This window comes from Paenibacillus sp. CB74, from assembly GCF_055687625.1.
In genome coordinates this window covers 3720138-3744288 of sequence record NZ_CM146009.1, presented here as the reverse complement: position 1 = coordinate 3744288, position 24151 = coordinate 3720138, and the positions used below count along the sequence as shown (strand labels likewise).

At 45.8% G+C, this 24151-nt stretch carries 14 protein-coding genes; 9 read left to right on the top strand and 5 right to left on the bottom strand.

Going from position 1 to position 24151, the window contains the following annotated elements; genetic code table 11:
• Positions 1-114 precede the first annotated feature (114 nt).
• The 7 genes from rhaD (at position 115) to ACX9NY_RS16710 (ending at position 13396) form a co-directional block, all read left to right on the top strand.
• Positions 115-960 carry a rhamnulose-1-phosphate aldolase gene (gene rhaD / locus ACX9NY_RS16740; RefSeq protein WP_472473895.1) on the top strand — a complete coding sequence of 282 codons (846 nt, stop codon included), beginning with the start codon at positions 115-117 and terminating at the stop codon, positions 958-960.
• A 326-nt stretch (positions 961-1286) separates the two neighbouring features.
• Positions 1287-3104, top strand: coding sequence for an APC family permease (locus ACX9NY_RS16735; RefSeq protein WP_472473893.1), 1818 nt, complete (start codon positions 1287-1289; stop codon positions 3102-3104).
• Between the two features lie 344 nt (positions 3105-3448).
• Positions 3449-4411 carry a carbohydrate ABC transporter permease gene (locus tag ACX9NY_RS16730; protein ID WP_339240340.1) on the top strand — a complete coding sequence of 321 codons (963 nt, stop codon included), beginning with the start codon at positions 3449-3451 and terminating at the stop codon, positions 4409-4411.
• Positions 4408-5229, top strand: a complete 822-nt coding sequence (locus tag ACX9NY_RS16725) for a carbohydrate ABC transporter permease (RefSeq protein WP_472473891.1) — start codon at positions 4408-4410, stop codon at positions 5227-5229. Before ACX9NY_RS16730 ends, ACX9NY_RS16725 begins: the two co-directional genes overlap by 4 nt.
• A 388-nt stretch (positions 5230-5617) precedes the next feature.
• The gene (locus tag ACX9NY_RS16720) at positions 5618-6976 is read left to right on the top strand and encodes an ABC transporter substrate-binding protein (RefSeq protein WP_472473889.1); all 1359 of its coding nucleotides are present in this window, start codon (positions 5618-5620) and stop codon (positions 6974-6976) included.
• A 432-nt stretch (positions 6977-7408) separates the two neighbouring features.
• The gene (locus tag ACX9NY_RS16715; protein WP_472473887.1) at positions 7409-12985 is read left to right on the top strand and encodes an S-layer homology domain-containing protein; all 5577 of its coding nucleotides are present in this window, start codon (positions 7409-7411) and stop codon (positions 12983-12985) included.
• A gap of 192 nt (positions 12986-13177) precedes the next feature.
• Complete coding sequence (locus ACX9NY_RS16710) at positions 13178-13396, top strand: immunity 17 family protein (protein ID WP_472473885.1); 219 nt, start codon at positions 13178-13180, stop codon at positions 13394-13396.
• A gap of 550 nt (positions 13397-13946) precedes the next feature.
• Here the strand turns inward: ACX9NY_RS16710 and ACX9NY_RS16705 are convergent.
• Both ACX9NY_RS16705 and ACX9NY_RS16700 read right to left on the bottom strand, forming a co-directional pair.
• Positions 13947-16535, bottom strand: coding sequence for a glycine betaine ABC transporter substrate-binding protein (locus tag ACX9NY_RS16705; RefSeq protein ID WP_472473883.1), 2589 nt, complete (start codon positions 16533-16535; stop codon positions 13947-13949).
• Positions 16501-17730: a quaternary amine ABC transporter ATP-binding protein gene (locus ACX9NY_RS16700; protein WP_339240348.1), complete on the bottom strand. Its 1230-nt coding sequence runs from the start codon at positions 17728-17730 to the stop codon at positions 16501-16503. The genes ACX9NY_RS16705 and ACX9NY_RS16700 overlap by 35 nt, the downstream gene beginning before the upstream one ends.
• A 501-nt stretch (positions 17731-18231) precedes the next feature.
• Here ACX9NY_RS16700 and ACX9NY_RS16695 point away from each other — a divergent pair.
• The gene (locus ACX9NY_RS16695; protein ID WP_339240349.1) at positions 18232-18807 is read left to right on the top strand and encodes a GbsR/MarR family transcriptional regulator; all 576 of its coding nucleotides are present in this window, start codon (positions 18232-18234) and stop codon (positions 18805-18807) included.
• A 128-nt stretch (positions 18808-18935) separates the two neighbouring features.
• On the opposite strand, the gene ACX9NY_RS16690 is transcribed toward ACX9NY_RS16695, so the two are convergent.
• Positions 18936-20561 carry a helix-turn-helix domain-containing protein gene (locus tag ACX9NY_RS16690; RefSeq protein ID WP_472473880.1) on the bottom strand — a complete coding sequence of 542 codons (1626 nt, stop codon included), beginning with the start codon at positions 20559-20561 and terminating at the stop codon, positions 18936-18938.
• A gap of 185 nt (positions 20562-20746) precedes the next feature.
• Positions 20747-22033 (bottom strand): DUF5050 domain-containing protein, encoded by a 1287-nt coding sequence (locus tag ACX9NY_RS16685; RefSeq protein ID WP_339240351.1) that lies wholly within the window; start codon positions 22031-22033, stop codon positions 20747-20749.
• Positions 22034-22299: 266 nt separating this feature from the next.
• Here ACX9NY_RS16685 and ACX9NY_RS16680 point away from each other — a divergent pair, with 266 nt between their 5' ends.
• A complete protein-coding gene (locus ACX9NY_RS16680) occupies positions 22300-23286 on the top strand; it encodes a Gfo/Idh/MocA family protein (RefSeq protein ID WP_472479323.1) in 987 nt (328 codons plus the stop codon).
• Between the two features lie 3 nt (positions 23287-23289).
• Here the strand turns inward: ACX9NY_RS16680 and ACX9NY_RS16675 are convergent, their stop codons facing one another.
• Positions 23290-24084, bottom strand: a complete 795-nt coding sequence (locus ACX9NY_RS16675; protein ID WP_472473878.1) for a MurR/RpiR family transcriptional regulator — start codon at positions 24082-24084, stop codon at positions 23290-23292.
• Between the last annotated feature and the right edge of the window lie 67 nt (positions 24085-24151).

The following is a 24151-nucleotide window of genomic DNA, read 5'->3' as shown; positions in this document are numbered from 1 at the left end:
TTTCTTTGTTTGTTATTGACTATCAAAGATAAACAAAGGTATAATGAATGTGAAAAAAGGAACTTACTATGTACGTGGCAAGCATATGATTTTTAATATAAGGAGAGATTGATCATGAACGTGACCCTTACCAACGTCAACACACAGGCTGCAGGTTTCGATATTCCATTTGTTCGAGAGATGGCGGAGATTACACAACATATGTGGAAGAATGGCTGGGATGAGCGCAATGGAGGCAATGTCAGCTATCTGCTGGAGGAAGAGGAAGTAGCACCATATATCGATATCCATCATGTGATCCGCAAGATCAAACCAGCATTTTCGGTGCAGGAGCTGGCAGGCAAGTATTTTATCGTGACAGCATCGGGTAAATATTTCAAAAATGTACTCGCTGATCCGGAGAGTAATCTAGGGTTGCTGCGTGTATCGCAAGATGGACAGGAGCTGGAAGTGCTCTGGGGATTGAAGTCGGGGGCGAATCCAACCAGTGAATTACCTACACATTTTATGAGCCATATTGAACGTTTGAAATTGGACCCGAACCATCGGGTTGTCATGCATAACCATGCCACTCATGTATTGGCCATGACGTTTATCCACGAATTGGATGAGGCCAAATTTACGAAGACTCTCTGGCAGATGTGCACCGAGTGTGTAGTTGTATTCCCGGATGGCATTGGCATTATTCCATGGATGATTCCTGGATTGAACGAGATAGGCCGCGAAACGGCGGAGAAAATGAAAGAATACCACGCGGTCATCTGGCCGCAACATGGCATCTTTGGAACAGGTACAACGATTGACGAGGCTTTTGGTCTGATTGAGACGATTGAGAAGGCAGCCCAAGTGTATATGCTGGTTGCTGGTCACGAGATCCGGCAGAGAATTACGGATGAGCAGCTGATCAACCTGGCGCAAGCGTTTGGCGTAACCCCTCGTCCCGGCATTTTGGACAGCTAAAGAGAAGCTTAATAAGGAAGCTGCACAGGTCTGGGCAAGGCAGATGCAGGGAAATTACATTGCTGTACAGTCAACGCATAGATCAAGGAAGTGGTCTTTGGTTCATTGAACCGAAGGTCATTTCCTTTTTTTTGACGAACAAACGTCATTTTGGTTCAAAAAAGTTCAAATTGCTGAACAAGAATGGCTTTGTTATCGATTATTGAATCGTAGAATGCATTATCACGCGCTGGCGAAATTCGGGTGAAATGACGTATTGTCAATGGCTCTGCGATTTTGCATAATAACAATGCTTCACAGATGAGAGATGGAAGGAAGTTATGATCATGCTTGGCAAAATGAAGAGAATCTTAATAGGCAAGCCAATGAAATCGGCTGAACTGGATGGAGAAAAATTGGGGAAATGGAAGGCGCTCGCCATCCTGTCCTCGGATGCCCTATCGTCCGTTGCCTACGGTACGGAACAGATTTTGCTGGTGCTCGTTGCGGCGGGATTCGCCGCCCTGTGGTACTCTGTTCCAATTTCCATCGCCGTGCTGGGATTACTCGTCATTTTAATTTTTTCCTATCGCCAGACGATATTTGCTTATCCAACAGGGGGCGGCGCTTATATCGTAGCCAAGGATAACCTGGGTACAACATCCAGTCTGATTGCCGGAGGATCTCTGCTGGTCGATTATATTTTGACCGTTGCGGTAAGTTCGTCCGCAGGCACGGATGCGATTACATCGGCTTTTCCTATGCTGCATGACTACAGTGTTGTGATTGCACTCATTATGATTGTTTTTCTAACCATTATGAATCTGCGGGGAGTGACGGAGTCGGCGTCTGTGCTGGCGATCCCCATCTATCTGTTTATCTTTTCGATTGCAATTCTGATTATCTCGGGTGGAATCAAATTTCTTGCCGGGGGCATGGAAGCAGCTGCACCAGAATTCGGAACAAGTCTATCCCATGTGAGTATGTTTCTGTTATTGAAAGCATTCAGCTCCGGATGTTCGGCGTTGACTGGCGTGGAAGCGGTAAGTAACGCGATCCCGAACTTCAAGCAGCCAGCCGAGAAAAATGCCGCGGGTACATTACTGCTTATGGGTTGTATATTAGGAGCCATGTTCATCGGTATCACCTTACTAGCTTATGGGTACGGAGTGAAGCCTGATCCCAAAGCAACGGTCATTTCCCAGATTGCTGAAGCGACGTTTGGCAGGGGCACGATGTATTTTATCATTCAGGGTGTAACAGCATTGATTCTGTTCCTGGCTGCCAACACCGCATATTCGGCTTTTCCGCTACTATCCTTCATGATGGCGAAGGATAAATTCATGCCACATGCATTTATGGTCAGAGGAGACCGCCTTGGTTTCTCGAACGGAATCATTTTTCTTAGTGTGATGTCTGCCTTACTGGTGGTTGGGTTCAAAGGAAATACGGAAAGCCTGATTCCGCTCTATGCGGTAGGAGTGTTCATTCCATTTACCCTGTCACAACTCGGTATGATGATTCGTTGGATCAAAGTCAAACCATCTGGCTGGCAGATGAAACTGCTCGTGAATACGATCGGTATGCTGACTACATTATCGATCACCCTGATCTTTATTTTCACCAAGTTCACGCAGACATGGGTCATTTTTATCTTTTTACCGGTTGTTGTCTATGTGTTCATGCGTATTCACCGTCACTATTGCAACATTGCCGATGAGCTGCGAATTGACATTCAGGTGGAAAAACCAGCCCACAAAGGCAATACCATCATCATTCCCGTTGCTGGCATTACCCGGGTCGTCATGAATACGATCAGTTATGCGCAGACGATGTCGGATCACGTGGTCGCGCTGTACATTGGATTCGATGATGAGGCGATACGCAAGATGGAGCAGAAGTGGGAAGAGTGGAATCCCGGTGTTCGTCTGGTCGTGATCAAATCGAGATACCGCAGTATTATGGGGCCGCTGAAGAAATTCATTGATACCGTGGAGTGGAAAACGGCCGAGACCGATCACATCACCGTATTGATTCCGCAATTCATCACCAAGCACTGGTGGCAAAATGTACTGCATAACCAGACCAACTTCATGATCCGGGCCTATCTGATCAATTACAAAGACGTGATTGTCACCACGGTGCCATATCATCTTAATCGTTAACTTGAACAGTTCATCGCTTCATCCCGTTTGGAAGAATTACAGATTATTGTAAAATGAGTCACTTTCTTTAATAGGTATACGTTCATATTCCATTTACACATCGAACCGCAAGGATATCTCCAAAAAGGGGAGTACTTGCGGTTTTTTTGTCGTGTAATCCGGTCTGGATACCACTTTCGAATGGATGCACAATTGCGTAAAGTCCCTTGTCCATGATTAACGTTACGTTGATTCAGAATGAATTTTGCTGTGACATTCGACTCTTACACTAGATAACGTGGTGCTGAAGTGGTTGTAACCTTTCACACACACTGAATGCGTGAAACAAGGAGGAAGAAAATCCGATGAGTGAGCTTGATAACCGGATCAGCTTGCCCGCGGCCAAACGGCGTGTATCAGGTACGAGTGAGCGCCGGGCAACCTCGCTGCGTGTGCAGCGAATGCGGGAGAATCTGCTGGCCTATGGTTTCCTGGCACCATCGCTGCTTTTGTTTGCAGTGTTTCTGTTTTACCCGATGTTTAAGTCCGTGTACCTCAGTCTGCATTCCACAGATCCGACGGGGCAGATTGCAGCTTACGTGGGAATGGATAACTTCAAGGCGGTGTTCCAATCGGGGCTGTTTATGCAAGGCATGAAAGTGACATTACTATTTGTCCTGTTTACAGTACCTACGGGTATGTTGGCCGCTCTGATTCTGGCTGCACTGACTCACAACCGTTTCAAGGGTATGCGTGTATTCCAATTTGTGTTCTCTCTGCCCGTGGTATTATCCGTCGGTTCGTCAGCGGTCATCTGGAAGTTTCTATTCCATCCGACCCTGGGCATGCTGAATTATCTGCTTGGCAAAGTAGGCATTGACCCAATCCCCTGGCTTACCAGCCCGGACTGGGCACTGATTTCGATCTCCATCATGACCATCTGGATGAACCTCGGATTTAACTACATTATTCTATCCAGTGGTTTGGCAGGCATACCGGATGAGATCTACGAGAGCGCCAAGATTGATGGTGCAGGAGCAATGCTTACGTTTCGTAAAATCTCGATGCCGCTACTGTCACCAACGTTATTTTTTGTTACGGTCGTATCGATCATTGGCGCTTTTCAATCGTTCGGTCAGATCAACATTCTAACCCGGGGTGGCCCGATGGACAGTACGAATGTGTTTGTCTATTCCATCTATCAGGAAGCCTTCGTTAATTTCCGCTTTGGTACAGGTAGTGCACAGGCACTGATCCTGTTCGTGGTGATTATGCTGCTGACCCTGATCCAGTTCAAATGGGTAGAAAGGAAAGTGCATTACCAATGAGTGCGAGATGGACAAAAACGCTGTTGTACGGAGCACTGACCATTTGTGCAGCACTGGTGCTATATCCGGTGATGTATACCTTTTTCATGGCTGTCATGACGCCAGAAGATGCGAGCGCTTATCCGCCGCATATTATTCCAAATTCTATCGATTTGTCCAACTTTAGCGAAGTATTCGATATTGTTCCGATCGGTCGATTTATCGGCAATACCTTCCTTGTCGCAGGACTGACGACACTTGGTCAATTGATTACAGCGAGTATGGCAGCCTATGCTTTTGCGAAAATGCAGTTCAAAGGAAAAAACGTTATCTTCAGCATGTTTGTCGCTACGATGATGATTCCATGGGAAGTGACGATGATCCCGAATTACCTCACGGTTCGCAGCTGGGGCTGGCTGGATAGTTACCAGGGGCTTACGGTGCCATTTCTGGCGACAGCGTTTGGTACATTCCTGCTCAGACAGTTCTTCATGCAGCTGCCCAAGGAGTTGTTTGAGGCAGCTAGGATCGACGGTTGTGGTCATATTCGTTATTTCATATCGCATGTTCTGCCTTTGTCCCGACCGGCACTTGGAACACTGGCAATCTATTCATTCTTAAGCATGTACAATTCATATCTCTGGCCGCTGCTGGTGACCAATACACCGGAGATGAGAACCGCACAGATCGGGATCTCGATGCTGGAGTTCCAGGAATCCACAGCGTGGAATCTGGTATTTGCCGGAACCGCAATGGTGATTCTGCCATCCTTACTACTCCTGATCTTCGGGTTGAAACAGCTTGTCCGCGGAATGGCCGCAGGCGCGTTGAAGGGGTAAGGAGATAGTATTTCACAAGTATTCAAGTGAATGGAATATCTGAAGGTTTTGATCTTAAGTTTTTAATCTAAAGGTTCCGTATTAAAGATTTTGATTTAAACCTTGTATCTTCGTACAAGGTCTTAAGGGTTGGATACCAGGAGCGAATAAATGAGGCTCGCATTTTCAATAAGTCTCTTGAAGAGCTGCAAAAGTAGTGAAGGAGAAGAATCGATTCTGAAGAAGCGAAGCGTTCGCCTTTATCACCGGATTTTCCCCTTTGAGAGGGGGAATGAAAAAAATCCGGGGATAACAGCGATCAAAAGAACGATTCATATCCGGAACGGCCATCTTGCAGCACCTATGCACTTATGATTGCGCGAGCCATATAAAAGGAGAGCGATTTCGGTTGAAAAAAAGAGGAACATTTGCATTAATGCTGGCAGCACTCATGTTGGTTATCTCAGCTTGCGGAACAAAAGCGGAAACAAGTAGCCCGGCGAGTGGAGCTCAAGCAGAAGCGGCTGCCGCCGAAACAACACAACTGACGTGGTGGCACTCCATGTCTGGCGCAGGGGAGAAAGCCATTAATCAGCTCGCCTCTGATTTTAACGCCAGTCATCCGGACATTCAGGTGAAGCCCATCTATCAAGGGAAGTACGATGAGAGTCTGAACAAACTCAAAGCATCCATGGGCTCAGACAGCGGTCCTGACATTATCCAGGTCTACGAGATCGGCAGCAAGTTCATGATTGATTCGGGCATGATTACGCCAGTACAACAGTTCATCGACAAGGATCAGTTCGACCTGTCCCAATTGGAACCGAACATCATCCGATATTACACGATCGATGGTAAATTGAACGCCATGCCGTTTAACACATCCAACCCGATCCTGTACTACAACAAGGATATGTTCAAAGCAGCAGGTCTGGACCCGGAGAACCCGCCGAAGACGTATGAAGAGTTTGAGCAAGCAGCAAAAGCATTGGCGAAAGACGGTAAGCCAGGTGCGTCCATGGCGATCTACGGCTGGTTTATGGAACAATTCTTTGCAAACCAGAATGCAGATTATGTAAACAATGGTAACGGAAGAACCGAAGCAGCTACAGAGTCTTTGCTGAATTCCGAAGCAGGAGTGAAGACATTAACATGGTGGAAAAAGATGATCGACGAGAAAACCCTCTCCAATCTGGGACGTAGCACAGACGATACAACAGCAGCATTTACCGCTCAGCAGATTGGTATGACTCTGGATTCCACGGCGGGCCTGCGTAAAATCGTAGAAGGTTCAGGTGGCAAGTTTGAACTGGGAACAGGCTTCCTGCCTCGTCCGGCAGATGCCAAAGAAGGCGGCGTTGTGGTAGGTGGAGCAAGCTTGTACATCATGAACAATAAATCGGAAGCACAACAGCAAGCGGCATGGGAATTCACCAAGTACTTGGCTACACCAGAGGTGCAAGCGAACTGGAGTGTGGCGACAGGATACTTCCCTATTACGACAGCAGCCTACAATGAGCAAGTATTAAAGGATAATATGGCGAAGTACCCGCAATTCCAGACAGCTGTCGACCAATTACACGCTTCAGCAGATTCGACAGCAACATCCGGGGCTTTGATGGGCGTATTCCCGGAAGCTCGACAACTTGTCGAAGGAGCGATTGAAACCGTCCTGAATGGACAAGGTACACCACAAGAAGCATTGGATGCAGCAGCCAAACAAATTACAGACAAAATTGCGCAGTATAACAGTACGGTGAAGAAATAACTGTAGGTTAACTCAAAATAAAGATGCGGCGATCATTCCTGATCGTCGTGTCTTTATGATTTTATGAATTTTAACCTGTGAGACTTAAGTTGGATTTTTCATGATGTATGGAGTCGTATGTGTTATCACAAAATGTCGAAAGAAGATAAAGTTTATATCCTTCGTGTTAGTTTAACTTACGCAAATTAGTTTTTTGTGCACAGGCATGAGAGATATAAGGTTCAAAAAGTCACAATTAGTGCCGAAATTTAGTCCTATTCGAAAGGATATTATAAGATTTAATATATTTCTGTAATGTACATGTTCTATTTTCTTTCATAACGAAGAAATATTGTTTACACAGGTCGCTTATTCAGTTATCTTATATTTGAACTAATGTACAAGCTGTCTGAACAAATGATTGAAAATTCATAACATGGGGGTAGGAGAAAGATGCAAAGTAAGCAAATAAAGAGTTGGCTTCGATTATTCTTAGCTGTGGTGCTGTTGATTACCGGAGCTATACCTGCTGGCTTATTCAACAGCAAAGCCGCCGCAGCTGACGAGCCATTAACGGTTACACAAGCGCTCGCTCTTGGTTCAGATGATTCAACCGCTACAGTTGAAGGTTATGTTGTAGGGACCTACAGCAACGGTCCAAGTGTAAATTCGAATCCACCCTTTACTGTGGACACCAATTTTGCTATTGCGGATAGTCCAACCGAAAAAGATATTAGCAAAATGATGCCTGTTCAAGTACCCACATCTGCTCCTCGCAGCACGTTCGGACTGCTAAGCAATCCCTCCTTGTATCAATCCAAAGTGCGTATTAACAACGGTACGTTATCTCAATATTTCACTTCTAAAGGTATACGCTCCATTACATCAACAACCTTTCAACTCATGGATGACACACCGGAAACGGAAGTAGCCAATGTTACAGCTAACCCATCTTCAGGGGAAGTTCCGGCAGGAACACAGGTGACTTTAGGAACAACTACAGTCGGTGCTGCCGTATATTACAAGTTAAATGATGAAAATGCGTTTCTTCCTTACACAGTTCCCATTACGGTAAATGATGCCATACACATTGAAGCTTATGCACATAAAGAAGGCTTGCTGGATAGTGCAATTGCTTTATTTAATTACACCATCGTGGACAATACGCCGATCTCAATCTCTGATGCCAGAAACAAACCGGAAAACGCTTCGGTTACCGTTCAGGGGATTGTCACCTACCGAGAGGAATCCGGAGGGATGGCGAATCTATACATTCAGGATGAGAATGCCGGTATTGTCATTCGGGGTACGGATTCAACCGTGGAGCCCGGTGACCGGATAGAAGCATATGGTCCGCTCACCATTTATAACGGTCTGCTCCAGATCGAGAAGGATAAAGCAGGATTTCCAGGCGGATATATCAAGATTTTAGACAAAGCACAAGAAATTCCTGAACCGCTTGCATTGACTTCCAGGGATTTTACATCTGCTGTAGGCGGAGGTAAGGGGGCGGGCGGCATCTATGAAGGAATGCTTGTCGAAGTTCACGGGATTACAGTGACAAGCAGCAATAGTCCCACCTTTTTTGCGACAGATGTCGATGGTGGTGAGATCACGATCTATGCCAAAAATAGCCCCACTGCACTAACAACGGGCAAAACCTATGAAAAAGTGACAGGCGTCATGACTTATCACACAAGCTATGGACTGGAACTAATCCCGCGTACAGCAACGGATGTTGTCGAAAATCTGCTTTCTGTTACAGCTAGTGTTCCGTCAGGTGGTATTGTCAAAGGATCAACCGTGACCTTATCCTCACCAACAGCAGGAGCGGAAATTTATTATTCGGTTGATGGAACAGAACCAACCCAAACATCTACGCTTTATAGTGGCCCGATTACAGTAGACGAAGATACCGTGGTTAAAGCGATCGCCGTATCAGGCGGCAATACAAGTCATGTATATAGCTTTACGTACACCGTTCTTCAGGAACTGGACAACCTGAGAATTCACGATATACAAGGCGCATCTCATAACTCCCTGTATGATGGTCTGGCTGTCCAGAATGTTGAAGGTATCGTGACTCATATTGTCAATGCAAGTTCGTTCTATATGCAGGAGATCCCTGGCATGGAAGATGACGATATAAAAACATCTGAGGGTATCCTTATTTATAAATCCACTCATGGCATGGCGGTAGGCAACAAAGTCAGCGTATCCGGTCAAGTGAAGGAATATGCGACAGCAACGACCGAGCTGGCGACAACAGAAATAGTGGCTACAGCGATTACGGTTGAGGGTGAAAATCAGACACTGCCTGAACCTGTGATCCTTGGGAAGGACGGACGAATGATCCCTAACGTCATTGATTCGGATCAGTTCGGTGAGTTTAATCCGGATGTGGATGCAATCGACTTTTACGAGAGCTTGGAAGGCATGAGGGTGCAACTCGATCAAGCCACGATTGTCGGTCCGTATTCAAGTGAGCCAGGGCTGGCAGTCGTAATCGATAATGGTCCGAACAATCCGTTACGAACACCTGCAGGAGGCGTCATTCTGACAGGAGATGGTGTAGAGCCGTTTGAGAGTTCACTTAATCCGCAACGACTGTTCATCAATAAAAAACCATCCCAAGCGGTCAAAACGGGAGACAAGATGGATGGCTCTGTGAAAGGGGTTATGACATACTCCAATGGGAACTTTAAAGTGATTCCTGAGGGTAATCTTCCGGCAATCACACCAAGTTCTCTTGCACAAGCCATAACCAATATTCAACCTACGGATGACAAATTAACGATTGCAACGTTCAATGTAGAGAATTTCAGTCAAAAGGATGCGGCTAGAGCGGTTAAAATTGGCGGTATTGTTGTAAATAATCTGAAAAATCCAGATATTATTGGCATTATGGAAGTACAAGATAATGATGGAGCAACCGACAGTGGAAACACTGCTGCGGATGCGAGCTTCCAGACTTTAATTGATGCAATTGCTGCCAAAGGTGGTCCCACGTATAAATACACAGATATCGCTCCGGAAAATAACAAGGATGGCGGAGCACCAGGTGCCAACATTCGAGTTGGGTTCCTATATAAGGAATCACGAGTGTCCTTGAAAGAAGGAATTAAAGGTAATGCGACAACAGCAATTCAGGTAGGCGCTGACGGCAGTCTCTCCAATAACCCGGGTCGTATTGCATCAGGGGATGAGGCGTTCGCCAGCTCCCGCAAACCACTTGTCGCTGAATTCGAATTCAATGGTGAACGTGTAGTGGTGATTGCCAACCACTTCAATTCCAAAGGCGGAGACCTGAAACCGTTTGGAAGCATACAGCCTGCCACTCGAAGCAGTGAAGTTCAACGTGCGAAGCAAGCTGCGCTGGTGAATGGCTTTGTGAAAGACTTACTAAATAAAGACCCAGAGGTAAATGTTGCTGTTCTCGGTGATTTCAATGACTTCCAATTCTCAAATACCTTGAACATTGTTGAGGGTAATGAACTGGACAATTTAGTAAACGAACTGCCAGAAAACCAGCGGTACTCCTACATCTACGACGGCAACTCTCAGACACTGGATCACATCCTGGTGAGCAAAAATCTGACTGAGACGGCAGCCATCGAAGTGGTGCATGTGAATGCCGATTTTGAGACAGCGGATGGACGGGTGAGTGACCATGATCCACTACTCGCACAATTAAGTATTGGAGAGCCGGTGGAAGAAGGGGACTTCAACCTGCGCGTACTGCACACGAACGATACCCATGCGCATCTGGATAATATCCCGCGCCGAGTAACGGCAATCAAGGAAGCACGCAATGATAACACGTTGGTGTTGGATGCAGGGGACGTTTTCTCAGGCACATTGTACTTCAATCTGTTTAACGGTCTGGCTGATCTGGAGTTCATGAACATGATCGGATACGATGCGATGACCTTCGGCAATCATGAGTTTGATAAAGGTCCGAGCGTACTGAAAGCATTTATCGAAAAAGCAGATTTCCCATTTGTGAGCGCCAATATTGACTATTCAAAAGAGGCGAATTTGAGTGGTTTGTACAACAATAACATCGGGAATCCGGGTGAAAAATCCGAGATTTATCCGGCAATTATTACGGAAGTGAATGGTGAGCGAGTCGGAATTTTCGGACTGACGACACCGGACACAGTATCTCTTTCTTCACCGGGAGATGACTTGAAGTTTGTAGATTATAAAGCAAGTGCACAAGCAACTGTACAGATGCTGCAAAATGAAGGTATCAATAAAATCATTGCTTTGACTCACTTAGGCTACTCAGAGGATCTCAAATTGGCTGAAGCCGTAGAAGGAATCGACATTGTGGTAGGTGGGCATTCACACACCATTCTGAACGCACCCGTTGTGGTGGATACCCATGCGGACCCAACTTTGGTTGTGCAAACTGGTGAATATGACGTGTCTCTTGGTCAATTGGATGTTACGTTTGATGAAGCAGGTATATTGAAAAAGTGGAACGGCAAATTGCTGAGTCTGGATGCGAAAGATGCTAACGGTCAATTCGTCTATGCTGATGATGTGGAAGCCGCCAACAAGCTGAAAGAATATGCTCCTCAGTTGGATCAATTTAAGAAAACCGTTATTGGTAAAACAAATGTCTTCCTGGATGGAGAACGTGGTACTGTACGGAAACAGGAAACCAATTTAGGAAACCTGATGACCGACGGTATGCTGGAGAAAGTGAAATCCATTGTGCAGGAGAATGATGTCAAAGGATACGTCGCGATCCAGAACGGCGGCGGCATTCGAGCTTCATTCCAGACAGGTGATATTACGCTGGGTAATCTCTTGACTGTGATGCCATTCGGGAATAATCTGTCTGCGTTGAAAATGACAGGTAAGGAAATCACAGCCGCGTTAGAAAATGGGGTTAGTGGTGTGGAAACGGGAGAAGGGCGCTTCCCGCAAGTGGCAGGCATGCGGTTCTACTACGATTCCACGAAACCAGGCGAAAAAATTGATGCCACAACCAACACCGTGACCCAAGTCGGGCAACGTATGGTCAAAGTTCAGATTAAAAATGCAGATGGGACGTACTCGGATATTGATCCGAACAGGTATTATATCGTTGCTACCAATTCATTCATGGCTAACGGTGGAGACTTCTATCGTGCGATGAGAACGGCGAAAGATGATAGTCGATTCTACGAATTGAATTTGGTCGATTATGAAATCTTCCATGAACATCTGGACCGTGTAGGTACAGTTAATCAAGTGACGGAAGGACGCAGTACGGATCTGAAAGGCACACCACTTCCTGGTGACGGAAATGGAAGCAACCCTGGTAATGGTGGCGGCAATAATGGAAGTAATCCGGGCAGTGGTAACAGTGGTGGAGGGTCTACAACACCTACTCAGCCGGTAACTCCAACCACACCGACTACGCCAACCAACCCTACAAATCCAACTACACCAACCGTTCCTGGTAACGGAGGAGGTACGAATCCAACCACTCCGGTTGTAGACCTGAAAGATATCGGTAATCACTGGGCAGCAGCTGCCATTGAGCAGGCCATTTCCCGGGGAATTGTGAACGGGTATCAGGATGGTAATTTCCGTCCGAATGCACCAGCAACACGCGCCGAATTCATTGTTATGCTGGCAAGAGCATTTGAACTTCCAACCAGCAATAAAGCTTTGACGTTTAAGGATGCTGCTGGCATACCTGCGTGGGCGCAATCCTTTATTGCTCAGGCAGTGGAACAAGGCATCATTAGCGGGTATACGGATGATACCTTCCGTTCATCGGGCAAAGTATCTCGTGTAGAGATGACGGTTATGCTCGTCAGAGCACTCGGTCTTCCAGTACAGTCCAATCAGACACTGAGTTTCGCGGACGCAGATAGAGTACCTGCATGGGCTGTTCCGTATATCGCTGCGGCATATGATGCAGGATTGGTGAAGGGAACAGGGCAAAATAGATTTAACCCACTCGCCGAAGCAACACGTGCGGAAGTGGTGACCTTGTTATTGTCGGCAAGTGAGTTGCAGGCGAAATAATAAAGACTATTCAATTTTCCTATGAAAAGGAAGCCAAAACCAATTTTAACCTTAAACGCTAAACTCCTTTACGCTAATGAAAACAGCTTGCAGACCTTCATCTGCAAGCTGTTTTTTTACTAATTAATGACTGTTCAATTTTACCAGAGGAAGGTATAGTAGACAGGATTATATGGAAGGAGTGTTGACGTAATGCAAGATCAACCGGTATTAATCGCACTATTGGCTATTGCCGCAGGGGTATTCAGTTTGCTCGGAGGAATTAACAACTGGGACTGGTTTATGAAGAGCTTTCGAGCAGGGATCTTTGTGAAGACGATTGGAAGGCAGGGCGCAAGAGTGGTATATGGTATTCTCGGTGTTGTCCTGATTGTCATTGGAGTACTGCTGTTACTGATTGGTCAGGTGTAGGAATAGAGAGGAATAGAAAAGTATAGAGAGAAAAGAAAAAAATTGTAGAGCCTGAGTACATAATTCAGTTTTACAGCCTTTAATGTAGAAGGTAACGATTAGTACGTCTAGCTTTTTGCTTGAAGTTTTCGAGATTAGTCAGGGTGTGGCAATTAGCATTTTAAAATGTCTTGAAGCCAAAGCCTTATCCCTTGGGGAAAGGGAGACAATTTTCTAAGGAACTCAGGACGTCTTATTTCGCCCTCAGCTCTTCTTTTTAAAATGTAAGGAACATCAGACACTTTATTTACTGGAATCCCTGACAAAAACACTGCAAACGACTGTTTTATTCTGATATAGCGTGTCTCAGGTTCTTTAGATTACTGGAATCACTTCATATCCTCGAATAAGGCGTCTCCGATTCGTTAGCGTGCTCCTGCTAATATGCTCGGGTACAATCAGGCTTCATTAGGTTTGAAGACATTTCCAAGTAAAAGTTACAATCAAAAAGACCACCGAAAAATTTCGGTGGTCTTTTTGCCAAATACAGGTTTATCCATCTCAAACTGGTTTAATTATCTTTTAAATCTGCAATGGAGTTGATGTCCATATAGGCTGGTACAACCAGACCTGTTTTGGCACCGTCCATATTCGGACCCAGATCATCGATCTGATCCTTATACTTGTTGTAATAATCGGATGAAGTAAGTGGTAACCATGCGGCTGGTGTAGCATCTACATCACCGTTGGCGATGCCAGTCCACATTGGACCAATTTCAACTTGAAGGGAGGTTACGTTGTAACCGAGTTTTTCCTTCAGAACATACTCCAGCAAGTTGGTACTTGCGATTTCGGAGTCCCAGGCTACATAACTTAGTTTGATGGGGTCACCATTCACTGGGGTTAGACCTTTGGTCCACTCAGCCACTTGGTCACTATGCTTTTCTGCATAAGCGGCAGCAGCTTGCTGAGCATCTTCTCCATTTTGAATAGCGATCATCATCTCACCCATCTCTTCAGTTGTCCAAGAGAAGCGATCAAGGAATTCATAAGCGACAGGTTTGTCTTCCTTTAACCCTTTACGGGCAATGGTATGAATCTGTTCGGCTTCACCGTAGACGCCTTCTGGATCCTCCAGATATTTCAGGTCATATGCGTTGAACATCCAATGCGGTGTCCAACCGGTAACGATGACCGGTTCCTTATTTTTAACTGCTTTATCCAGCGTAGCTGTCATTGCGGCTCCTGAACCTTCAACCAGTTTCCAGTCAGACAAACCGTATTTCTCAATGGCACTTGCTGTAGATCTCATAATTCCGGCACCCGGATCGATACCGATAATTTGATGATTTACCTCTTCGCCTACATTGGCATTAGCCGTTGGTGTCGAGGCAGAGGCACCTGTCTCCAGGTCCGCAATGGAATTTACTTCAGTCATGTAACTAGGAACCACGAGGCCTGTACGTACACCCGTCATGTTGGCACCCAGATCGTCGACCTGATCTTTGTAACGTTCCCAGTAGTCAGCGTGTGTCAATGGCAACCAAGCTGCTGGAGAGGCATCTACATCGCCTGAGGCAACACCTGTCCACATTGGCCCAGCTTCTACTTGCAGAGCGTTAACTTTGTAACCAAGTTCGTTTTCCATCACATATTTCAGCAAGTTCGTACTTGCGATTTCGGAATCCCAAGCCACATAGCTTAGTTTAAATGCATCACCGTTCACGGGAGTCAGACCTTTGGTCCACTCAGCAACTTGATCAGCATGCTTCTCGGCATATGCTTTAGCTGCTTCTTCAGGAGAGGTACCTTCCTGAATGGCAGTCATCATTTCACCCATTTCATCAGATGTCCACTTAAATCGGGACAGGAATTCATACGCAACAGGGTGATCTTCTTTCAAACCTTTACGGGCGATGGTATGAATCTCCTCCGCATCACCAAAAGATTTCTCTGGATCTTCCAAATATTTCAGGTCATATTTGTTGAACATCCAGTGCGGAGTCCAACCTGTAATGATGATAGGTTCTTCATTTTTGATTGCTTTGTCCAGCGTGGCTGTCATGGCTGCACCAGAGCCTTCAATCAGAGTCCAGTCAGTCAGCTTGTAGTCTTCAATCGCTTTTGCAGCGGACTTCATGATACCCGCCCCTGGATCGATACCAATAATCTGATAATTAACTTCTTTACCTACAGCGTTGGCTGCTGAATTGTTGCCACCAGCGGAAGTTGTGCCACCAACGAAGTATTGTGAGAAACCAGCGACAAGCACAAGGAATGTTGCCGCAGCCGTGATCCATGCTTTTTGCTTTGCTGTAACGCGTGAGGTCTTTTTGCGACCTGGCATAAACAGATTTTGTGTAAAACGGTCCAATACAATCGCGAGTACAACAACGGCAAGGCCGGCTTCAAAACCTTTACCGATTTGCAGCTGTGTTACCGCACGATAGACTTCCGCACCAATACCTTGTGCACCGATCATGGATGCAATAACAACCATGGACAATGACAACATGATCGTCTGGTTAATACCGGACATCACGGTAGGCAAAGCGAGTGGAAGCTGTACTTTGAACAACTTCTGCATGGAGGTCGAGCCGAATGCATCGGCTGCTTCAACCAATTCGCCAGATACTTGTCTGATACCCAGATGAGTCAGACGAATTGTTGGTGGAATCGCAAAAATAACGGATGCGATAACACCTGGTACGACACCAAGGCTAAAGAATGTAACCGCAGGCAGCAAGTAGACAAATGCAGGCATTGTCTGCATGAAATCAAGCAGCGGTGTGATTATGCGTGCTGCAGTTTTGCTATATGCCAGCCAGATTCCGACCGGAACACCAATCAGAATGGAGATTAATCCTGAAGTGATAACCAGGCCGAGTGTGTCCATGGATTGGGACCAGTAACCAAGGTTATCTACCAGCAAGAATCCAATCACCGTAAATAGTGTCAATGGGAGGCGACCTACGAGGAACGCTAGAACACCCAGTATTGCAATGAACAGAAGCGGATGGGGCAACATGAACAGCCCGGAGAAGAATCCGACTACTGCCTGAATAACAACAGAGATTACATTAAACAATCCGGAGAGCGAGGAGCTCATCCAGTCAACGATGGATTCAATCCACGATGCTAGTGGTATTTTGGGAATCATTCACAAGTTCCTCCTTTACTGCAACTTCACCGCTAAGTGCACCCAGCAGGGCACCGCGGACGATAACACCTTGCAGACGGCCATTCTCACCAACAACAGCGAGAGGCACATGGGCTGAACTTACCATTTCGAATAATTCATGAATCAGGGTCTCAGGCGCAACAGTAGGCCCGTCTGTGATCAGAATGTCGTTTAATACTTTATTTTCGCGCATCGCACGGGTAGCATCTTCAGCTGTGATGACACCAAGCAGTTTTTTCGAACGGTCAATGACAAACAGGTTGGAAATTCCGCGTTCGCGCATTAATTCGAGGGCAACACGAGGACCACGATCAAGTGTAATCGTTTCAGGGCGACGCATTACGTGGGATGCTGTAAGGACCTTGGACAGATCCACGTCTTCGACGAAGCGGGCCACGTATGAGTTGGCCGGTTGAATCATAATCTCTTCCGGTGTACCAATCTGCACAACTGCGCCGTCTTTCATGAGGGCAATACGATCGCCGATGCGCAGCGCTTCGTCCAAGTCATGGGTAATGAAAATAATGGTCTTTTTCATTTTATCCTGAAGCTCGATCAACTCATCTTGCATATCACGACGAATCAATGGATCAAGTGCACTGAAGGCTTCATCCATCAGTAGTACTTCCGGGTCATTGGCAAGTGCACGCGCCAAGCCGACACGTTGCTGCATCCCGCCACTGAGTTCATCTGGCATTTTGTCTTCCCAGCCTTTCAGGCCAACCAGCTCAAGTGAGGTTTTTGCCTTCTCCCGGCGAACTTCCTTATCTACTTTTTGTATTTCCAATCCATACTCCACATTATCAAGAACGGTACGGTGCGGGAATAACGCAAACTTCTGGAAGACCATGCTAATCGTTTTCCGGCGCACTTCGCGCAATTGTTCTTTGTTCATCTTGCGTAGATCCTTACCATGGACCAGAATTTCTCCGGAGGTTGGTTCAATCAGACGATTGAACATCCGAACCAGTGTGGATTTACCACTCCCGGACAGCCCCATAATAACGAAAATCTCGCCTTCCTTAATATCCATGTTGACCCGGTTGACACCAACCGTTATCTGTTTTTCTTTGGCCAACTTTTCTTTACCCCAACCTTGCTCCAGTAATTGCAGACCTTGCTCGGTTTGGGGCCCAAACAATTTACTTACGTTTTTCACTTCAAGTATGGTCATGTTTTCACCCCTTCTGATGTGTTGTGCACTTCGAACGGCTTTCAGCATCCATAAGCCCATACACTTATGCGCCCAGCCACGAAATCCGGTAGTTGTTGCTTCGCTTCCCGTCTTTCTGGGTAACGAGTTTAATACTAACAATACTTAACCAGTATATCAACCGAATAAACAGTACATAATGTTTGTACAGTAAAAACTGTACAAAGTTTTTCGTCCAAATACTCCGTCATTCTCCTTATTCTGGCTTATAAGGCAGCTTTACATTTGACAATGCTTTTCCTACAATAGAAAATGAGCTGAATTGAAGCTGAATTTTTTGGTTAAAAGATAGTCATAGGCAATTGTAGCCTGGTAAAGTTCCCATTTTCATACATTGGGTGAATGAAAGCCCTCTGGCATATATGATGTCCGGCCGAGAGCTTTCCCATGTAAGCAGGACTTTTAAAGTGTTGCAATGATTTCGCCAAAGACTGTGGAATGTTCAGAATGGAGGTTGCAAGCATGGGCTTGGACCATTTACAAGAGGAACAGCAGGCAACCGTGCTGAAGATTCGTAAGCGCGTTATTGAAGCCATTGGACGTAATATGGATCTTTACGGGGTTACGCTGTCTACGGGACACTTATATGGATTGCTATTTTTTGCAGACAAACCAATGACCCTTGACGATATGGGACGGGAAATGGAAATGAGCAAAACGAGTATGAGTACAGGTGTACGAACACTGCTGGATTTGAAAATGGTAAATAAAGTGTGGAGCAAGGGCTCCAGAAAAGACCTATATGAAGTGGAATATGACTGGCATCAGACGTTTACGGATTATTTTGCGATTAAATGGAGAAAAGCCGTGGAGAGTAACCTTCAGGTTCTACGCAAATCGATTGAAGAACTGAATCGACTAGTTGAAGATCTGGATGAAGAGACGGATGTTGAACTAATCCGGACCCTGATGGAAGACAAACATAAGATTTTGCAAGCGGAAGCATATTACAAATGGTTGGATCGATTGATTGATACCATGGAAGATGAAGAGATATACAAGCTGGTTCCGAAGGAAGAGATCAAGGAACATCTATAATGACATGCAAAGGGCCCTTTCCGTTAGAGGAGAGGGCCCTTTTGGCTTGTGCAATATCTTACTGAATTATAATGAAGGAACACGATGTAAAAGATAACTTTGCCCATCGTATCGACCTATGTTCACATTTAATGTCCAATCAGACCTGCATGAGGAAAGGCTACAGGCTGCTGTGAAATCTGTTGCAGTTCATTCAGTATCTGCATTTGGCCACCTGGAGTCCAGCATAACTGATGCCAATTCGAGATATCATGAACGTTACCTTGTAACACGGCAGGGGAGCGATTCCAGGATGCCGTTTGCTTCATGCGCCGGAACACCTTTTCACTGGCAGGATGAAGCGAAGCACGGTGAATCAACAGGTAATCCGTGTCCAGCACGGGGATACTATCTGCTGCATAATCATACCGGGAGATGTCGGGAGATATAAGCTGGGCAGGGAGCAGTCCCAATTCAGCATACAACAAATGATTTAATGGATGCTCGCCAGTTCCTTGTAAGCGAATGAACTGATTCGTGACCTCCATCAGAGTCAACCGTTTTTGTCGGAAATAAGGTTGTAGGTTCAATCCTGCTTCAAGTTTGCGAAACTCAAGTTCCTTGAAGTTCAGCAACGCTTGCTTCTCGCGTCCGACCAGTTCGGCTATGCGAATATGGTTCTCTTTCCAGTCATCCGTGGATTCCAAGATGACGGTGGGTGCAATATTTTTCAGGCGATCGTAATAGGGCTTGTGGTAAAAGTCACCGATGATCAGATCTGGCTTCGCATGCCGAAGTTGATCTAATTGTCTGGTTAATCGGCGTTCATGTTCATATTCATCCGAATCCCGGTCAAAAACTCCTTCCAGCACAGCTACAGGGCGCAGTTCAAGCGAGGCCAGATTCTGATCGAATCCCATGATGGACGCCGTAGCTACGCGAAGTTGATCTTTTTTCATATATACGCTGGGGGCAATCCCCAAGGTTTGTTTGAATTTGCGGCTAAAATAATACTCGTTGCCATACCCTACAGATACTGCGACGTCTTTAAGAACACAGTTTTCTTCGGTCAGCTGTTTTTTGGCTTCATCTATCCGTAAACGATTGAGATAATCGGTCGGCGACATGCCTTTGGCTTTCTTGAAACTGCGTGAATAGGAGCTGGGTGTGAGACCGGCAATCTTCGCAAGCTGATCCATGCTGATTCCTTCACTCATGTAGCGTCGCATATACATAATACTGCGTTCCAAGGCAGGGTCCACTTTCTCATGATTGGCTTCCAGCCGGTTCTCCGAGAGAAACTGTAGCAGTTCATGCAATTGGCTATGTATGCTGATAAAGTGATCTGGCTGACAGCCCCGATAGGTCTCATACAGTTGTTCCAAACGTGATACAGCCTGCTGCTCGTGACGAACTAGCAACCTGCCTGTTTGCCAATCCAGCGGAAAGCCAGGTGAAGAGGTCATTTTCCACTCGCCTCGCACTTGCTGCAAACGAACGGTATCCATGCTTAGCAAAATACATTCGGTCACCTTCGAGCGAGCAGCGGCCTCGATGGTTGTACCTGGCTTCAGTACATATATGCTGCCCGCTTGAGCCGGATAGGCTGTATCATTCAGGACCAGAACACCGTCTCCTTGTAAAATAAGACAGAGCATGGGCCGGGACACCGTCTTGCCTTGCACACGGAAATTCTCCCCGCGACGCATACGGCACATGGAGGAGAGGAGCGGTAGAGATGAGGTTTCAGCAATGAAGGGAAACTGTTCAGTCATACGGACCATCCTTTTGTCTTATTTTCTTAATGATAACAATTATCATTCTCATATGGAAGATGTTTTTTCAAATAGTTTTCGACAACCAAAAAAGGATTACCAAGAGCCACTAGGGCTGCAGGGTAATCCTTTTTGTTATGGACAAGTCCGTAGAATGAGCTACATGCTTGAATCAACAGGATATATTAGTACGGTGTCACCAATAGAATATTGTCCAGGAAAACGTCACTCATGACTTTTTTGCCTGTTCCGCCCGTTTGCACATGATACAAGCGATACTGATCTTTGGCATTGATGTAGAACAGGCCTGCAACATCATCTCTGATATGGAATGCATCCCATTCGTCACTGGTAAGTTTGGTTACCTTGAGAGTAGTATTGACCGAATAGAGACCATTGTTGCCCGAGATGTAAGCAGCCGTAGGTGTACCATTGGTCAATTGATTAGCAACATACGTTACATTGTTCAGGTTCAGGTTGGCGGACTTGGTTACTTTGTTGCCGGAGACCGTTTTGGCATAAGCCTTCTTGTCTGCATCAATAAGGACAACCTTGTCTGTACCTAGAGCACTTACTTCCCGAACGCTTTTGTTATGAAGCTGAAGTGTTTTGGCTGAAGTTGTTAACGCAAACGCTTTGCCTTTGGCATAATTGTAATCCTTGTTACTGTCGAGCTCGATTCCTTTGTTATACACGTAAAGATTGTTACCCCAACCACCGGAGTATACTGCATTCACATCCAGTTTGGCTTTGGGATTTACCGCAGTGGCCTTGCCCGTGTTGTAATTCACCTTATACATGACAACAGCATTGGTAGAGTAGTACTGCTCATATGGGTCTGTATTGACCATGAGTTGCAGTTCGTTTTTGGCCAGATTCGTAAAATAACGACCTTCCACTGCACCTGCGGCAATTCGCTGCACAGCTCCAGAACCGTTGGATGTTTTGGACACGATCCACGTGTTTCCATTAACCAGTGCGTTATAGTAAACCCGCCCTTTGGTTACCACGAGAAACGGAAAGTCGGTATCAGCCTTGTCCGCAATCTTGGTAACAGCTGAAGCGTCACTATTGCCATTAGCGCGATATATCGTGCCTGTAGCATCCAGATAATAGATGAATCCATTATCCGTATAATAGCTGAGCACATCTGTTGCAAATGTCTCTGCCGCATCGCTGGACCCGTCATTCGGAACCCGAAGCAATGTTGTGGAAGAAGCAGTCTGGGTGTAGTAGAGATAAGAACCTGCCGCGAGCAAGTCCACCCCTTGGAAATCAATTAATACTTCTGTTGTATTGCTTCCATCCGCGGATACTTTGTACAAAACGCCGTCGGACTCATAATACACAGTGGATTGGCTAAGTGAAGCTGCCTGGGCTTCGCCCCCGCCTCCGAATGCCACTGCTGCAATGAGTGTAAATAACAGCAATGTACAGATGATGCGTTGTAAATATGTATGCCCTGTTCTCATGCTTTCCTCGTCCCCTTCGTTCTATATGTATGTCGTTAATTTCTTATGTTATATCGGTAAACTATGGAAGATATGTTAGATCTCAAACATGAAAAAAGAAGCGAATGAAATTGAATTTCATACACATTCAAACCTGAAATGGAATTGCGAATGATGCTGCCAATCCGGCTCCAAAGCATTCTCCGCCTGACTTGATCGTGATAACATAACATTTAATCAGCGAAGAGAGTCAACTGACTAATCAACGACAGGAGCGAAACGATATGATGAATATAGCAACGATCGGTACAGGGTCCATTGTGGATGCCGTTCTATCCGCGATCAATGAACTGGAAGATGTCATTTGTACAGCGATGTACTCCCGGAAGAGAGAGACAGCACAGGAGCTTGCGAGTAAATATAAAGTAAATACAATCCATACGGACCTGGGGTCACTATTTGCAGATGCAAATGTAGATCTCATTTATATTGCTTCACCAAACAGCATGCACTACGAACAGGCCTATCAGGCACTTCAACACGGCAAACATGTCGTCTGCGAAAAACCGTTCACGTCCACGCTTCAGGAAGCAGAGACGCTGGTTGCACTTGCAAAAGAAAAGAATCTGTTACTGTTTGAAGCCATCTCGAACATTCATCTGCCCAATATTAAAGTCATACAGGAGCAGCTGCCAAAGCTTGGCCCAATCAAACTCATCCAATGTAACTACAGTCAATACTCACGCAAATACAATGATCTGCTTGCAGGGAGGACGCCGAATGTATTTAATCCACAATTCTCTGGCGGAGCGCTGATGGATATTAATATATATAATCTTCATCTGGTCATGAATCTGTTCGGCAGTCCGAATACCGTATCGTATACTGCGAACCAGCATGCAAACGGCATTGATACGTCAGGCGTTGTCGTTCTCCAATATCCGGAGTTTATTGCGGAATGTGTGGGTGCCAAAGATACAAGCAGCATGAACTTTGTGCTTATTCAGGGAGAGAAAGGGTATCTTCAGGTTGTCGGGGGAGCAAACGGTTGCCGGGAGATCAAGCTTCAGATCGGGAATGAGTCTGCTGAGGCGTATAATGTCCAGACCAAATCCAATTGGCTCTACTACGAGTGGGAAGTGTTCAGGGACATCCATGCAGGTGGGGATTACAACCGGTGTTATGAACTGCTCGAACACAGCCAGTCTGTGATGAGTGTGCTCATGGGTGCGCGTAAGGATGCCGGAATTGTATTCGCAGCAGATCAGCGTTAATCGTTAATACGTGTCACTAATGCTGCTCATGTACAACATGTCGAAAATATAAAGTACCGAGACCATCGAAGACATTTTGGACAGCCTTAATTGTTCATTGTATCCGTAAGCGAGTAACGTTTCGTCACAATATTTGGACAAGGTTGAATGGTTGCTGCCCGTGACCGCGATAACTTTCATCTGTTTGTTGCTCAGCACTTTGGCCGCTTCAATCATGGATTGGTTCTCACCTGTGTGTGATATAACAAAAGACAGCGTCAGGCTGTTGGGATTCATCGTATTCAAGTAATGCATGTTGGCATTATTGTGAGCAATTGCAGATATGCCGAGTTCATTCCATTTGGCACAAGCCTGTTGAGCTAGATAATAATTCATATCACTGCCATAGATATCGATACGTCCGGATTCTTTGACCCAGTTTGCGATTCGTAGTAAAACGGGGGCCTTTAACATCCCGCGTGTATCCTCCAGCGCTTGCTGATATAGGTAAGGAACCGAGTCGATGGCAGCCAGCACATTGCCTTGTTCTGCGAATGGAGAATCCTGCTTCTGCAACGCAGAAGGTATCCGTTGATATTCAAGAGCAAGCTTTAACTGGAAGTCTGGGTACCCTTTGGTACCCAGCTTTTTGCATAAGCGAACAATGGTGGAGGAGCTTGTATAGGTCTGCTGAGCCAGTTCATGGGCTGTAGAATCGAATACAACTTCGAGGTTGTTTAGGATATAGTCCACAATATGCTTCTCCTGTGACGTTAATGGTGAAGCATATTTTAATTTTTGAAGTAGTTTGGATTCCATGCGGTTCTTCCATTCCTCTCTATAATCATCCCAGAGCATATATCTCCAAACATCATAACCTGCGTTT

Bases quoted from the DNA above. Each gene is read 5' to 3' on its own strand.
- rhaD (WP_472473895.1), top strand. From the start codon at position 115: ATGAACGTGACCCTTACCAACGTCAACACACAGGCTGCAGGTTTCGAT.
- ACX9NY_RS16735 (WP_472473893.1), top strand. From the start codon at position 1,287: ATGCTTGGCAAAATGAAGAGAATCTTAATAGGCAAGCCAATGAAATCG.
- ACX9NY_RS16730 (WP_339240340.1), top strand. From the start codon at position 3,449: ATGAGTGAGCTTGATAACCGGATCAGCTTGCCCGCGGCCAAACGGCGT.
- ACX9NY_RS16725 (WP_472473891.1), top strand. From the start codon at position 4,408: ATGAGTGCGAGATGGACAAAAACGCTGTTGTACGGAGCACTGACCATT.
- ACX9NY_RS16715 (WP_472473887.1), top strand. From the start codon at position 7,409: ATGCAAAGTAAGCAAATAAAGAGTTGGCTTCGATTATTCTTAGCTGTG.
- ACX9NY_RS16710 (WP_472473885.1), top strand. From the start codon at position 13,178: ATGCAAGATCAACCGGTATTAATCGCACTATTGGCTATTGCCGCAGGG.
- ACX9NY_RS16705 (WP_472473883.1), bottom strand. From the start codon at position 16,535: ATGATTCCCAAAATACCACTAGCATCGTGGATTGAATCCATCGTTGAC.
- ACX9NY_RS16700 (WP_339240348.1), bottom strand. From the start codon at position 17,730: ATGACCATACTTGAAGTGAAAAACGTAAGTAAATTGTTTGGGCCCCAA.
- ACX9NY_RS16695 (WP_339240349.1), top strand. From the start codon at position 18,232: ATGGGCTTGGACCATTTACAAGAGGAACAGCAGGCAACCGTGCTGAAG.
- ACX9NY_RS16690 (WP_472473880.1), bottom strand. From the start codon at position 20,561: ATGACTGAACAGTTTCCCTTCATTGCTGAAACCTCATCTCTACCGCTC.
- ACX9NY_RS16685 (WP_339240351.1), bottom strand. From the start codon at position 22,033: ATGAGAACAGGGCATACATATTTACAACGCATCATCTGTACATTGCTG.
- ACX9NY_RS16680 (WP_472479323.1), top strand. From the start codon at position 22,300: ATGAATATAGCAACGATCGGTACAGGGTCCATTGTGGATGCCGTTCTA.
- ACX9NY_RS16675 (WP_472473878.1), bottom strand. From the start codon at position 24,084: ATGGAATCCAAACTACTTCAAAAATTAAAATATGCTTCACCATTAACG.